Annotated in this window: 15 protein-coding genes; 10 read left to right on the forward strand and 5 right to left on the reverse strand. The window is 42.0% G+C overall.

The features are described from left to right. Window positions 1-72: 72 nt before the first annotated feature. Window positions 73-1,539, forward strand: coding sequence for a hypothetical protein (locus AC1DXF_RS22910; protein WP_477451027.1), 1,467 nt, complete (start codon window positions 73-75; stop codon window positions 1,537-1,539). Window positions 1,540-1,844: 305 nt separating this feature from the next. Continuing rightward, window positions 1,845-2,855 carry a glutamine synthetase beta-grasp domain-containing protein gene (locus AC1DXF_RS22915; protein WP_477451028.1) on the forward strand — a complete coding sequence of 337 codons (1,011 nt, stop codon included), beginning with the start codon at window positions 1,845-1,847 and terminating at the stop codon, window positions 2,853-2,855. 63 nt (window positions 2,856-2,918) lie between these two features. Here AC1DXF_RS22915 and AC1DXF_RS22920 read toward each other — a convergent pair whose 3' ends face one another. After that, entirely contained in the window at window positions 2,919-3,329 is a 411-nt protein-coding gene (locus tag AC1DXF_RS22920; protein ID WP_477451029.1) for a gamma-glutamylcyclotransferase family protein, read from the reverse strand. A gap of 128 nt (window positions 3,330-3,457) precedes the next feature. On the opposite strand from AC1DXF_RS22920, the gene AC1DXF_RS22925 reads away from it, so the two are divergent. The 4 genes from AC1DXF_RS22925 (at window position 3,458) to AC1DXF_RS22940 (ending at window position 7,494) form a co-directional block, all read left to right on the forward strand. Beyond that, complete coding sequence (locus AC1DXF_RS22925) at window positions 3,458-4,816, forward strand: glutamine synthetase family protein (RefSeq protein WP_477451030.1); 1,359 nt, start codon at window positions 3,458-3,460, stop codon at window positions 4,814-4,816. 159 nt (window positions 4,817-4,975) lie between these two features. Then, entirely contained in the window at window positions 4,976-5,365 is a 390-nt protein-coding gene (locus AC1DXF_RS22930) for a GxxExxY protein (RefSeq protein WP_477451031.1), read from the forward strand. A gap of 169 nt (window positions 5,366-5,534) precedes the next feature. Continuing rightward, complete coding sequence (locus tag AC1DXF_RS22935; RefSeq protein ID WP_477451032.1) at window positions 5,535-6,572, forward strand: hypothetical protein; 1,038 nt, start codon at window positions 5,535-5,537, stop codon at window positions 6,570-6,572. Window positions 6,573-6,624: 52 nt separating this feature from the next. Next, on the forward strand, window positions 6,625-7,494 hold the full coding sequence (locus AC1DXF_RS22940; protein ID WP_477451033.1) for an HAD-IIA family hydrolase: 870 nt from the start codon (window positions 6,625-6,627) through the stop codon (window positions 7,492-7,494). A gap of 31 nt (window positions 7,495-7,525) precedes the next feature. Here AC1DXF_RS22940 and AC1DXF_RS22945 read toward each other — a convergent pair whose 3' ends face one another. Next, entirely contained in the window at window positions 7,526-7,963 is a 438-nt protein-coding gene (locus tag AC1DXF_RS22945) for a MerC domain-containing protein (protein ID WP_477451034.1), read from the reverse strand. Between the two features lie 253 nt (window positions 7,964-8,216). Here AC1DXF_RS22945 and AC1DXF_RS22950 point away from each other — a divergent pair, with 253 nt between their 5' ends. After that, a complete protein-coding gene (locus AC1DXF_RS22950) occupies window positions 8,217-8,735 on the forward strand; it encodes a phosphatase PAP2-related protein (RefSeq protein ID WP_477451035.1) in 519 nt (172 codons plus the stop codon). A 70-nt stretch (window positions 8,736-8,805) separates the two neighbouring features. Here AC1DXF_RS22950 and AC1DXF_RS22955 read toward each other — a convergent pair whose 3' ends face one another. Beyond that, on the reverse strand, window positions 8,806-10,305 hold the full coding sequence (locus AC1DXF_RS22955; RefSeq protein ID WP_477451036.1) for a gluconokinase: 1,500 nt from the start codon (window positions 10,303-10,305) through the stop codon (window positions 8,806-8,808). Between the two features lie 95 nt (window positions 10,306-10,400). On the opposite strand from AC1DXF_RS22955, the gene AC1DXF_RS22960 reads away from it, so the two are divergent. Together AC1DXF_RS22960 and AC1DXF_RS22965 are read left to right on the forward strand one after the other, a co-directional pair. Beyond that, on the forward strand, window positions 10,401-11,195 hold the full coding sequence (locus AC1DXF_RS22960; protein ID WP_477451037.1) for a HipA family kinase: 795 nt from the start codon (window positions 10,401-10,403) through the stop codon (window positions 11,193-11,195). Then, complete coding sequence (locus AC1DXF_RS22965; protein ID WP_477451038.1) at window positions 11,176-11,556, forward strand: DUF3037 domain-containing protein; 381 nt, start codon at window positions 11,176-11,178, stop codon at window positions 11,554-11,556. Before AC1DXF_RS22960 ends, AC1DXF_RS22965 begins: the two co-directional genes overlap by 20 nt. A gap of 79 nt (window positions 11,557-11,635) precedes the next feature. On the opposite strand, the gene AC1DXF_RS22970 is transcribed toward AC1DXF_RS22965, so the two are convergent. After that, complete coding sequence (locus AC1DXF_RS22970; RefSeq protein WP_477451039.1) at window positions 11,636-12,403, reverse strand: polysaccharide deacetylase family protein; 768 nt, start codon at window positions 12,401-12,403, stop codon at window positions 11,636-11,638. A 156-nt stretch (window positions 12,404-12,559) separates the two neighbouring features. On the opposite strand from AC1DXF_RS22970, the gene AC1DXF_RS22975 reads away from it, so the two are divergent. Beyond that, on the forward strand, window positions 12,560-13,090 hold the full coding sequence (locus AC1DXF_RS22975; protein ID WP_477451040.1) for a DinB family protein: 531 nt from the start codon (window positions 12,560-12,562) through the stop codon (window positions 13,088-13,090). Window positions 13,091-13,270: 180 nt separating this feature from the next. Here the strand turns inward: AC1DXF_RS22975 and AC1DXF_RS22980 are convergent. After that, window positions 13,271-13,505 (reverse strand): hypothetical protein (locus AC1DXF_RS22980; protein ID WP_477450522.1); only part of this gene is annotated, 235 nt, incomplete at its 5' end.

Here is a 13,505-nt window from a genome sequence, read left to right on the forward strand (position 1 = left end):
ACTCTTTTTGATTGAATTGCATGTTTAATTTTATTTTTAGCAAGCGTATTTTTATCCTAAATTACCTGCACTTTGAAAACGCTTCGCTTTACTATATTAATTTTATTGATTTGCTCATTAAAAGCGAGTTCTGCGCAAATCAGCGCAAAAAAAGATAGCCTGGTTGATTACATTTTATTGAAAGATCAGCAGAAACGCGAAGACAAAGTAATCAGGTACATCAAGTCATTCTTTCAAAATGCCCCTTTAAACCAACTCGTAGCTAAAAAAAAGGTCATCACCGACACCTTTGTACGGTATAATTTAGAACAGAGGGAGTCTATTTTATACTTCATGGAAAGTATATATCAAAGGCGACTTGAAAAACTCCCGGAATCACAGAATGCTTTAATAAAGGCTATTGACGAAGCTCACAAAAGCAGTGATCATTGGCTTCTTTTTAATTATTTTACGCATCTTGCATTTGTACAAACCGACGAAGGAAACGCTATTGGTGCAGTATCCAGTTATGGATTGGCTAAAAACGAGGTGAAAAATTTAAATGACCCTTATTTAGAGGCTGTGCTAAATGTCAATATATCTGATATATATTATAAGAGCGGCTTATATGGCCAATCGCTAGCCAACCTCAATCAGGCGCAACGCCTAATTGATGAAAACAAGATCAACCGGTTAAATCTTCTAAGTCTGATTACCTATAATAAAGCCGAAAATTATTTCAGAACCCGAAACTACGATTCATTAAAAGTTTGCCACGAAAAACTGCTGGGGCCCAGAAACAGGACTTACAAATTACACACCTACCAGAAACGTACGGAATATTATCTCACTTTATTAAAACATGACTACAAGGGTGCCATAAAGCAAATTAATGAATTACTGAAAGATAGTCTTTATGTAAAAGGCGACCTGGAGGGGCTAATGCTTGCTGATGCCTATTTTGCCAATGGACAAATAGACTCAGCACGGTATATGATTGAAAAACAGCTTAATCTGCCGTCTCAAAAAAACCATCCCGAAATAAAATATCACCTATACGAAGTACTTGGAAAGATAGCGGAACGCAACAATGATGAAAAACTTGCCGCCGACAATTTTAAATTGGCTTTGGGCGAGCTAAAACAAAATATCGACAATCTTTTGCAGGTGGGTGATAAATCGTCGCAGTTAAAAATAAACGAGGTACAAAGCCTGTACTACGTAAACTTACTAAGGTATGAACGCGAACGTTTATGGATGATATTCGCTATCGCGCTTGCCGTTTTAGCAGTTGTTGTTGTAGCTATTTTTTACCGCAGCAGCAGGCAAAAACGCCATTACGAGCAATTATTGTTTGCAGCCAAAAAGCAAGAACTGGCCACAATCAATTCGCACGAGGTGCGTAAGCACTTATCAAACATATTGGGTCTGCTTGACCTGGTTAGAGACATTGAAACCAAAGAAGAACTACTTAAAATACGCAAGCATTTATTGTACTCGGCCGAAGAATTGGACAAAAATGTTAAAAACGTTTCTGAAAAGCTGAGCGAAAAGGATTGATCTTGTAACCGGCCGACATAAACAGCACTTTTTAATTATTTCCTTTTATAAATCTGTGCTATTTTGCATTTTTTTCAAAATTTAACGGCATCATAAGTTTAAAAATACGAATTCATTAAAAACGGCACCAATTAGGTTAATTATTATGTATTTACAGTTAAAACACTGTATTTGTTGAAAAAAATTATAAAAAAATCACAAAATCATAGTGATTTTTGTAAAAATAATTTAAATTCGCCTTGTTAATTGGCGAGATTAATACAAAAACTATCAATAGAACCCCAACTTTACAAATTAATTAAAAAATGGCAACTAAACTCGAGTACATTTGGCTTGATGGGTACAAACCAACACAAAGCCTGCGTAGCAAAACAAAAATCGTTAAGGATTTCAGCGGTAAAGTAGAAGATTTGGATAACTGGAGCTTTGACGGCTCATCAACTGAACAAGCACCAGGTGGTTCATCAGATTGTATCTTAAAACCAGTTTTTGTATGCCCTGATCCACAAAGAAAAAGCGCTTTCCTTGTTATGTGCGAAGTTTTAGATTCAACAGGTAAACCTCATGAGTCAAACGGTCGTGCACTTATACAGGATGATGATAATGATTTCTGGTTTGGTTTTGAGCAGGAATACTTTTTATGGGATCCTAAAACTAACAAACCACTTGGTTTCCCGGCTGGTGGTTACCCAGGTCCACAAGGTCCATACTATTGCTCTGTAGGCGCAAACAATGCTTATGGCCGCGAAATTGTTGAAGAGCACTTAGACGTGTGTTTGGAAGCCGGCTTAAATGTTGAAGGTATCAATGCCGAGGTAGCAGCAGGTCAGTGGGAATTCCAGATCTTCGCTAAAGGCGCTAAAGAAGCTGGTGACCAAATCTGGGTTGCACGTTACTTATTAGAAAGAATTGGCGAAAGCTATGGCGTATCTATCAACTGGCATTGCAAACCGCTTGGTCAGTTAGACTGGAACGGTTCTGGCATGCACGCTAACTTCTCAAATACAACTTTACGTACTGCCAACAGCAAAGCTACTTTCGAAGCTATCTGCGAGTCATTCCGTCCGGCAGTTACTGAGTGTATCGCTGTATACGGTGCAGATAACGATCAGCGCTTAACCGGTAAACACGAAACTGCTTCTATTACCGACTTTAGCTATGGCGTATCTGATCGTGGTGCTTCTATCCGCATCCCACTTTACGCAGTTGAGCACAACTGGAGTGGTTACCTGGAAGATCGTCGTCCTAACTCGGCTGCCGATCCATACAAAGTTGCAGCGGTGATTATTAAAACTGTAAAAACAGCAAAAGTTTAATCCCCCTTATACACCATTCACTTCCCCTGGTTTTAAAAGATCAGGGGATTTTTTTTGCCCCAATTATTTTTGTTTGAGATACTGCAGATAATTGCCATTGGTTATTTGAAGTTTCCCGTCAAGCGACCACCTGTAAATATAAACCCAACAGGTAACAATTCCATTTTCTGTCTCAATATCAGTCAGGCCCCTGGTATATTCGTGCGGTTCGGGCTCATTTACTCCTATTCCTTCATATTCATCAATAACACTCAAAATTTTTATGGCATCATCCATCAAATAGATGTTGCCATAAACAAAATGGCCATCTTCAATATCGTTTATTGCTCCCGGATATTCGCCAATATCATAAAGCCGCCCCTTGAATTTACCTTCGCCAATCAGCTTACAATGCTGTTGCAGGTAAGCCGCATAAGGATTACCAGTTGCTAATAAAGTTCCGTAAACAAATAAATACCGGTTAATTGTAGCCATATCTTAAAACTGCCTAACAAAGGTAACAGCAAAACCGTATGAATATTTGCAAACACCAAAGGCATTTTTTTATGTTTACATCGTAATGGCTATCTTACTCAACTGAAACCAGCCTTATAACTTATACCATGAATACCGAACAGATTAAAACCTATATAGAATCAAATAACATCCAGAAAATAAAATTCGCCTTTGCCGATATTGATGGCGTTTTACGGGGCAAGGTAATCCACCCCAAAAAATTCATTGAAGGCCTGCAAAGCGGTTATGGTTTTTGTGATGTTGTTTTTGGATGGGACAGCAATGATGCCTGCTATGATAACGTGCAGCTTACCGGCTGGCATACGGGCTACCCGGATAAGCTGTGCCGCATTGACTTGAACACTTTGAGAAACGTTCCGTGGCAGGATAATATCCCCTTCTTTCTGGCCGATTACAGCGCCCCCCATGGCACTGCCCTGCCGGCCTGCCCGCGCAGCCTGTTAAAAAAGATAGTTAAAGAATGCGAAGAGCTTGGCTATCATGCCGAGTTTGCGCAGGAGTTTGAGTGGTTCAACTTCAGGGAAACACCCCAATCCGTTAATGATAAAGGTTTTACTAATATCAATACCCTTACGCCGGGAATGTTTGGCTATTCGATACTTCGCACATCACAAAACAGCGAGTTTTATTACGACCTGTTTAACCTGCTTACCCAATTTAATATCCCGATAGAAGGCTTACATACCGAAACCGGCCCCGGCGTTTATGAGGCTGCCATTGCCCATGACGAGGTTTTGGCCGCGGCCGATAAAGCTGTGTTATTTAAAACAGCGGTTAAGGAGATTGCCTACAAACACGGTATAATGGCCTCATTTATGGCCAAATGGAACGAAAACCTGCCCGGTTGCAGTGGCCACATTCACCAAAGCCTTTGGAGTAAAGACAAAGCCGAAAACCTGTTTTACAATGGGAATGATGTAAACAAAATGAGCGATCTGCATAAACATTACCTGGCTGGACAGCTGCATTGTATGCCGCACTTGTTGCCCATGTACGCGCCCACCATTAACAGTTACAAACGCCTGGTTGAAGGCGCCTGGGCACCAACCACCATTACCTGGGGGATAGATAACCGTACTACAGCCCTGCGCGTTATCAATACCACGCCTGGCTATACCCGGTTAGAAACCCGCATCCCCGGCTCCGATACCAACCCTTACCTGGCTATAGCGGCGGCACTGGCCTCCGGCTTATACGGCATAAAAAACAAGCTGCCGTTAAACATTGAACCTACCGCAGGTAATGGCTACGAGGACAAAAGCAATGGTGTATTAGCCAAAAACCTGTTTGATGCTGCCACAGATATGCAAAATTCGCCATTGGCCAAAGAGCTGTTTGGCGAAGGTTTTGTTGAGCACTTTACCCAAACACGCCTGTGGGAGCACCGTCAGTATGCTAAACATGTTACTGATTGGGAATTGAAGAGGTATTTTGAGGTGATATAGTTTCTTTTTCTGAACTCGGATTAAGCAGATTTTTCGGATTATTTGGATTTGAATTGCACGCGGTCATCTCGGATTAGTAAACCTCTTTATCAACAAATCAAATCCAAAAAATCTAATTAATCCGCTTAATCCGAGTTCAGAATACCAACACAACAAAAAATGCATCAATTAAAACATGACGAAATCACCCGGCAGATTATCGGCTGCGCAATGAAAGTTCATTCCACGTTGGGCAACGGATTTCAGGAAAAAATATATCAACGGGCGCTTGAGTTAGAGATGGCATCTGCCGGACTAGTTTTTGAACGGGAGATGGATATGCCAATTTATTATATGAACCAACAAATCGGAGAGCGCCGGGTTGATTTTTTTGTTGAAAACTTAGTAATGGTTGAATTAAAAGCTCTTATCCTATTGGAAGACGTTCAGCTTGCCCAGGCTATCAATTATTTGGAGGCTTATAATATGGAAGTTGGCTTACTCATAAATTTTGGCAGCAAATCTCTGACCTTTAAACGTTTATTAAACAGAAAATTCAAGTCAAACTGATCAAAATATATCGCGCAATGAAATCCAACCCAATTGAAATATATCGACTCGCAAATCAAATCCAAATAATCCAAAGAATCTGCTTAATCCAAGTTCAGCAAAAAACAATATACAAATCACATTCCTTATTCCATTTTATTATCTAATCTTTGTAGCCTAAATTATGTAAATGGACTTTTCTTTAATTGTTAAAAAAGCATGGGAAGGTTATGACGCGTCCAAAACTATCAAGCTTATTGAGGACATCAGCGCCATGGTATCAACCAATCATGTATATCGCATCACCTTTGACGACGATGATATCATCATCGCCAAACTATCCTATTTTGGTAAATTTGAGCACTTTAAAGAGGATCACCGCATCATCCAAACCTTAGCCAATAACCTGCTTTATCCTTTTGAAAATTTACTTGCCCGCTCGTTACTGAAAAACAACAGGGTATATATATATCATTATAAGCATGGCAAAACCGATGCGTGGGTAGTATTTTATAACCCAACACGCATACTAAACCGCCTGCCTCGCCGCCTGGATGACAACCAGATTAAAAAGCTTGGACAGCAAGTGGGTAAGTTTCATAAAGCTTGTTCGAGGGTTAAAAATGTGCTTCCCAAATCATCAAAAACATTACGTACCGATATTTCATCGTTAATGCACCAGCTGGAAACCAACGAGAAACAATTTGGTACAGCCATGCAGGCCGATTTTTTGAAGTACCATTGCGAAACCTTCATGAAAAACCGGTCGAAATACAATATGAGCTCTTTCGAGATCATCCCGGTATTTATCGACTGGAACATAGGCAACTTCTCGGTTACTCCAAATCTTGAGCTTTATTCCCGCTGGGATTATGACTGGTTCCGAATGAGCTACCGCGTGCTCGATTTTTACTTTTTCAGCCGCGTGGTATCTGATATCGGCGATCGTACGGTATTCAGCTACGTTATTAACACCATGATGGAAGACCGCTTTATCATGTTCCTGAAGGAATACCATAAAGTGAACCCGCTTACTGCCGATGAGATTCGTTTTATGAAAGAAGCGTACCGTTTTTTTATCCTTAACTATGTAATTAAGGATGGGAAGCACTTTTTTAGCGAACAATACGCGCAAAAATTGCAGGCCGAAGCATTTAATATTTATTTACCGTCTGTAGACAGGGATTTTGACGCAGAAAAGATCATAGAAGCACTGAAATTAAAATAAACAATCAGTTTATATTTAACCATATTGCAACCCAATTAAATTACATATCAGCATGAACAGAATAGACAACTTTAAATCTATAATAGACAGGTACAAAGTTGTTTTTTTTGATGCTTTTGGGGTACTAAAAAACTACAAGGGACTGTTGCCGGGCATCGAAAATACTTTTGCCTACCTGGATCAGCAAAAAAAAGATTATTACATTGTTACCAACGATGCCTCGCGCAGCCCGGCCCAATTGGCAGAATCGTACAATAATAAGGGCCTGCTTGCTATCACTCCGGATAAAATCATCTCATCGGGTATGCTTACCAAAGAGTACCTTGACCTGAAGGTGAACGATGGCATTGTGGCTTACCTGGGCACACCGGATTCTGCGCATTATATTGATAGTTCGGGGTTGCATACCCTACCGGTAAGCCAGATTGATGCCTCTAATATTGACAAGGTAAATGCCCTGGTTTTTTTAGATGATGAAGGCTTCGACTGGTTTGAGGATTTGAATAAAACCGTAAACATACTGCGTAAACGCACCATCCCGGCCATAGTTGCCAATACAGATCATGCCTACCCTTTAAGTAAGCATGATGTATCAATAGCCATTGGCGGGATTGCCCATATGATTGAAAAAATTGTAGGTAAGGAGTTTATCCGCTTTGGTAAGCCGGATTCGCAGATGTTTATGTTTGCCTATGATTTGCTGCGCGAGCAGGGGCCAATCAGCAAAAAAGATATCGTAATGGTTGGCGATACACTGCAAACCGATATTTTGGGCGGCAATAAATTTGGTTTGGATACTGTTTTGGTACTATCGGGCAACACCCAGGCGGTTGATGCCGAAAACCGTATTAATGCCACAGGTATCGTTCCTACTTATATCTGTGATTCGGCTGTTGTGGAGCACGGTGAATTAGGATTTTAAGACTGCCTTCGCCCTTTTTTAAAGAAAGGGATTACGAATTAAGCTTGAAACAATCGTGTAAATCAAATTCTCTTTCTTTTGAAGAGGATTTAGTTGAGGCTACCACACTCCTATAATTTACAAAATGCGCCCCGGCTATCGCCAGCCCTCCGGTTGGCACAACAAACCCTTCAATAATGCCGCTTAAAAATAGATGCCCAAGCATAATTATAGCAAAGCCCATGACCAATAAAACCACCGGTAGCGGCCGCCTGTGGGTGCGCAGATAGGATAAACCTATCGAATACATCCCTATCATCAGTGCAAAAATAATCATCCCCCACTCTACCAACGGCGACGCCAAAAAACCCAGCCCAATAAACGGCAGGCTGGTAAATATTAACGGCACAACCGCGCAATGAATGGCGCATAAAGTTGAGGCTGTTATACCAATACTATCTATCCTTGCCGTGGTTTTATGATGATCCATGCGGCAAATATAAATTAAATGCAACAAACCTGCATTTAATTTATATTATGCTTTGTAATTATTTTAATACTGGTGTAACATATTTTTAATAACCGCGTCAATAATTACCTTTGCAAACCATTTCCCTGATTTAATTTTGACCCAGATTACTCTATATCGAATAAAACTTAACTGGCAAACCGCCTTTAATACAAGCTTAAAACGTGTAAGGCTTATCATCGGCACTATGCTTATTGTGGCGATCATTAACGTCATGCCCTCATTTTTTAAAGCGATTGAACAACGCCATGGCATAATCGTACATGACTGGGTATTGGCAAATTTATCCGCCGCCGACGTTTCGATACCAATTTTTGCGATAATATGGGGTATGGGTATCCTGATGGTGATAAGAACGCTTTACAAGCCCGATTTAGGTATAACCTACCTTTGGACAATGATTTTTGTTTGCATTGCACGCTTTATAACCTTGACCCTTGTAAACCTCGACCCGCCTGCAGGCCTGATACCATTGGTTGATCCGCTTACCAGCTATTTTTACGGGCATGCTGCAATCACTAAAGACCTTTTCTTTTCGGGCCACACATCAACCCTGTTTTTGATTTATCTGAATCTTGAACGTAAAAGCGATAAACGCGTAGCCCTTGCAGCCACTATCGTTTTGATGTTCCTGCTGCTCGTTCAACATATTCATTACACAATGGATGTATTGGCCGCCCCGGTTATTGTTTACTGCTGCTATCGTTTTACCAAAGCGCTGGGTTTTAAATAGCCTAAAACATTTAATTTCATTTGCCCGCAAAATATAAATGCAACTTCAATGCATTAATATTCAAAAGCATTTAGATACCCAGGTCATTAACCAGGTGCATAGTGTCTTTTAAATCGTGGTAAAGCTTTTTAAAAATAACGAACGATCTGCTATACAATTCATGGTTTTGTTGATCAGGATTAATGATGGTTTCGCTGTTAACGCGGGTTAGCCGGTCATAGTTTTCAGCATGCAGTACCTGCATAGCCAGGTAAACAGCACCTACAGCAGATGCATCTTCGGGTTGCAGAACCACCAGTTTTTTTCCGGCAATATCGGCCAGCACCTGTGTCCAGGTGCCGGAGCTTACAAAACCGCCGCTGATGTTTACCTGGGTAATATTAACCGAGGCGTCCTCTACAGTTTTAAGTACATCATACAAAGCAAAACAAATCCCCTCAAGTGCGGCCCTTAAAAAATGGGCCCGGGTATGGGCTGGCTTGATATTTATGTAAGCGCCACTGGTTTTGGTATCCCAAAGGGGAGCCCGCTCACCGTATAAGTAGGGTAAAAACAAAAGGCCATCGCTGCCTGCCGGTATCGTTTCAATGGTGTTAAATAAAGTACCATAATCGGCAGCGGTTAGGTTTTCCTTTTGCAAAAAATTTTTCAGCAACCAGTTTATCGCAATGCCGCCATTATTTACTGCTCCACCGCATACATAAGTATTTTGGTTAAGCAAGTAGTTAAAGGTCATGCCCTGGTAATTATAAACCGGTACCGGGCTGGTAATACGCACAGCCCCACTGGTGCCAATGGTGAGCGCCGCAATACCCGGCCCCGTAGTATGGCTGCCTAAATTTGCACAACAGCCATCGCTTGCACCAATAATAAAGCTTGTACCGGCGGCAACACCAAGCTGGTTTGCTGTAATCGCATTCAAATCATCCCGGTAATAAGTGGTATTTACGGGCTGTGATAATTTATCGGCAGTAATACCCGCCAACTCACATGCCTCATTACTCCATTGCAGCTTTAAAATATCAAAAAGGCCGGTGGCCGATGCAATGGAATAATCAACCTGGAAGCTATTAAAAAGCTTATACCAGATAAACTCTTTTATCGATATAAACCGATGGGCCCGCGTAAACAAACCGGGATTATTTGTTTGCAACCAAATGAGTTTACATAGCGGCGACATGGCATGAATTGGTGTACCTGTAATACGATAGATCTCCTCCCCTCTTGCCGAATTCCTTAAATCCTGCGCTATATCTTCGGCACGCGCATCGGCCCAGGTAATCATGGGCGCTAAGGCTATACCTGTTTTATCAACCGGGATAATGCTATGCATCGCACTGCTAAAGCTAAGCGCCTGTGGTGAATAGCCTATTTTAGCGATTATCTCCTGCACACATTTTACAAAGGCATCCCATATAATTAAGGGGTTTTGTTCGCTAAAGCCTGGTTCGGGGCTATCAATATCATAGTGGTGTTGGGTAACGTCCAATGCTTCACCCGTTAAGGCAACAGCTACAGCCTTGGTGCTGCCTGTTCCAATATCAATACCTAATATATATGCCTGCATCATGTTATCAGCCAAAATAGGATTTATCTTTGGGATGAAGGAAATAAAATACAGCCTTACCTATTTATCATAAATTTGCCCTAATTTTCGGCCGAAAAATGAATTACACTCAACCACAACTCCGCACCATCAAGGTGATACGATATGTAACGCCACTGCGCGAAGGCGGATCGATGCCTGCAATTGCCGAGGGCGACGATGAGTTTTTATATGTACTTAAATTCCGCGGCGCGGGCCAGGGCGTAAAAGCCTTGATAGCCGAGCTTATTGGCGGCGAAATAGCCCGCCTGTTGGGCTTAAAAGTACCCGAACTGGTATTTGCCAATCTTGATGAAGCTTTTGGCCGGTCTGAGGCTGACGAGGAGATCCAGGACCTGCTTAAATTCAGCGTGGGGCTTAACCTTGCGTTGCATTACCTGTCGGGCGCCATTACTTACGACCCGGTTGTTAGTACTTTAGATACAAAACTGGCATCTAAAATAGTTTGGCTCGATTGCCTGCTGACTAATGTTGACCGTACGCCCCGCAATACTAATATGCTGATGTGGCACAAAGAGCTTTGGCTTATTGACCATGGCGCGGCCCTGTATTTTCACCACTCATGGCACAACTGGCAAGAATCGGCAAAAAGGCCGTTTGTGCAGGTAAAAGACCATGTGCTGCTTCCGCAGGCATCAGAACTGGATGAGGTGGACACCGAATTTAAGACCATATTAACACCTGCACGCATTTACGATATTGTTAATCTAATTCCCGATGATTGGCTGACCGACGACTCTGAAAATGGTACACCGGCCGAACGCAGGGAAGTTTATGCCCAATTTTTATTAACCCGTATTGCATCATCAGCGATATTTGTAACCGAAGCTAAAAATGCCCGATCAGCTATTTGAGTACGCCGTAATACGCGTTGTACCCAGGGTAGAGCGCGAGGAATTTGTAAATATTGGTGTGATACTTTATTGCCCCAAACAAAAGTTCTTAAAGGCAATGCTATCGATAGATGAGGCCAGGATAAGGGCTTTTGCACCCGGTTTGGATATAGATTGCCTGAAAGATAACATCAAATCGTTTGAAAAAATAGCCCACGGCGCCCCTGATGCAGGCCCCATTGCCAAACTGGACATCGCATCCCGCTTTAGATGGCTTACTGCTACCCGCAGCACTGTGGTGCAATCATCAAAAGTACATCCGGGCCTATGCAAAGATGCCGAATTGACATTGAGGCGGTTATTTAACCAGTTGGTGGGGTAAAAATCATTGTTAAGTTAATAGCATCAAATCCGTCTTCGACCGAAAAACCAAACGGGACAACCAGTAATCAAGTTACCCGTTAATTAATCGCTTTAACTGTATCAAGGGCGTCCTGGAAGGTGCGCACTTCAATTTCGTCCTGGTGCTGCTTTAGGTAAAGCAATAATTGTTTGTGGGCTGCGGCTGATGTAGTTATATAATCGCCACCTACCCCATGAAACATGAATATGCCCAGGCCACCGCTCTGTTGCGTTTTTTTAACAAAAGCAATCAATTCGTCGCCTGTAACGCCGCCTTGGATTCCCCAGGCGGGAACCTGCATTGGGTCGAGCTTTTTAAAATCGGTTATAATTGCATTGGCGCCGCCGCCAATACGCGCGTACTTGATAATGCCCGCTGCGCTCAAAGAGTCGGCGTATTTTACACCGCCAACGGCTATTTCGGTACAGGGATAGGCATAAGTACGCGTGCCGGGCTTTCCATCAACGGCATAAAGCAGGTTATTCATTTCGGCAACTTCGCGCTTGATCATGAACACCGAATAGTTGGCCGAGTTATTTGCGGGATTGGCTTTTACCGAAGTGGTTAAACAGGGGTGATAAAGCGAATGGTTAGCTAATTCGTGCCCTTTTTGGGCTACCTGTCGCCACCGGGGAATGGTTACCTGGGTTATATATCCTGTAAGGAAAAACGTGCCCTTAAGCCCTAAAGAGTCTAATTGCGGTAATGCTATATCCAGTTGCGATGGCAAAGCATCATCATAAGTAAGTACGATAATGGCTTTTTTGGGGGATTGCGCGAAAGCGGTAAAATTTAACAGTAATAAAAGCAGGGTAATTTTTTTCATAAATACAGGTTTAAAACCCGTACTAATATAGGGTAAGCTGAGATTTTTTAACGATAGCAGATGGAATAAAATAAATTAAACTTTATAAAATCCTGCTGACATAGGGTTGTCACAAGCGGGTTGTTACTTTGAATTATAATCAAAAACAAAAACGCTATGAATATTATCCCAATGTTATTAAAGGAATTGGAGCTGGAAGCCCAAACAACCCGTAAAATGCTCGAGATTGTGCCAGCCGACAAATTTGAATGGCAACCGCACCCTAAAAGCATGACCATTGAAGACCTAACCGTGCACATAGTGGATTTACCAAACTGGCTTGCCCTGGCCGCGTATACCGACGGATTAAATTTTGCCACAACCCCTTACAATCCACCTAAAGCTGAAAACGCCCAGGGTTTATTGGATTTGCTGGAACAATCAGTAGCGAAAGGCAAAGAAGCCCTGCAAAACATAACCGAAGAGGAACTGCTGAAACCATGGACACTAAGCAACGGCGATGTGATATTGCAGAACTATACCAAAGCCGAAGTGATCAGGGTAGCTTTTTGCCAGCTTGTGCACCATCGCGCCCAGTTAGGCGTATACCTGCGCCTGCTAAACATCCCGATACCCGGCAGCTACGGGCCAAGTGCCGACGAACTTAGCGGCGAATACCAACGTGAAGCAATAAGCGTCGAGTCATAAGTTTGAGTAGTAAGTATCAAGACAGCTGCGTTCTGGTATCAAGTAGCGAGTATCAAGTATCAAGACAGCTGCAAACATCGGCTAATCCGAAAGTCAAAAAATCTTGATACTTGATACTCGCTACTTGATACTATCCCTGAAAAATCTTGATACTTGATACTTACTAATGCGAATCAAGGGTTAAAAAATAAGATAGATAAAAGCGGCAGCAATTTTTCCAAAAACGTGGACGAGTAATCCGTTAGTAGACCTGACTTTATTCGCTCGTTGTAAGTCTGTTTTTTCAATCAGCCAATTGAACAGGGATTCAATGGGTTGCCTGACGGTCGATACGGCAGCGTTAAATAGGTCATTTGCCGCTTTATCTCTTTGTTTAAGTACTTCAGCCTGATCTTTTATAGCTTTGACAGGTGTA

Source organism: Mucilaginibacter sp. P2_A5 (assembly GCF_056404995.1).

What these genes read in the sequence shown, in the direction of transcription:
- AC1DXF_RS22955 (WP_477451036.1), bottom strand. Translation starts at nt 10,305, where the DNA reads ATGATGCAGGCATATATATTAGGTATTGATATTGGAACAGGCAGCACC.
- AC1DXF_RS22965 (WP_477451038.1), top strand. Translation starts at nt 11,176, where the DNA reads ATGCCCGATCAGCTATTTGAGTACGCCGTAATACGCGTTGTACCCAGG.
- AC1DXF_RS22945 (WP_477451034.1), bottom strand. Translation starts at nt 7,963, where the DNA reads ATGGATCATCATAAAACCACGGCAAGGATAGATAGTATTGGTATAACA.
- AC1DXF_RS22970 (WP_477451039.1), bottom strand. Translation starts at nt 12,403, where the DNA reads ATGAAAAAAATTACCCTGCTTTTATTACTGTTAAATTTTACCGCTTTC.
- AC1DXF_RS22960 (WP_477451037.1), top strand. Translation starts at nt 10,401, where the DNA reads ATGAATTACACTCAACCACAACTCCGCACCATCAAGGTGATACGATAT.
- AC1DXF_RS22930 (WP_477451031.1), top strand. Translation starts at nt 4,976, where the DNA reads ATGCATCAATTAAAACATGACGAAATCACCCGGCAGATTATCGGCTGC.
- AC1DXF_RS22920 (WP_477451029.1), bottom strand. Translation starts at nt 3,329, where the DNA reads ATGGCTACAATTAACCGGTATTTATTTGTTTACGGAACTTTATTAGCA.
- AC1DXF_RS22915 (WP_477451028.1), top strand. Translation starts at nt 1,845, where the DNA reads ATGGCAACTAAACTCGAGTACATTTGGCTTGATGGGTACAAACCAACA.
- AC1DXF_RS22975 (WP_477451040.1), top strand. Translation starts at nt 12,560, where the DNA reads ATGAATATTATCCCAATGTTATTAAAGGAATTGGAGCTGGAAGCCCAA.
- AC1DXF_RS22925 (WP_477451030.1), top strand. Translation starts at nt 3,458, where the DNA reads ATGAATACCGAACAGATTAAAACCTATATAGAATCAAATAACATCCAG.
- AC1DXF_RS22950 (WP_477451035.1), top strand. Translation starts at nt 8,217, where the DNA reads ATGCCCTCATTTTTTAAAGCGATTGAACAACGCCATGGCATAATCGTA.
- AC1DXF_RS22935 (WP_477451032.1), top strand. Translation starts at nt 5,535, where the DNA reads ATGGACTTTTCTTTAATTGTTAAAAAAGCATGGGAAGGTTATGACGCG.
- AC1DXF_RS22940 (WP_477451033.1), top strand. Translation starts at nt 6,625, where the DNA reads ATGAACAGAATAGACAACTTTAAATCTATAATAGACAGGTACAAAGTT.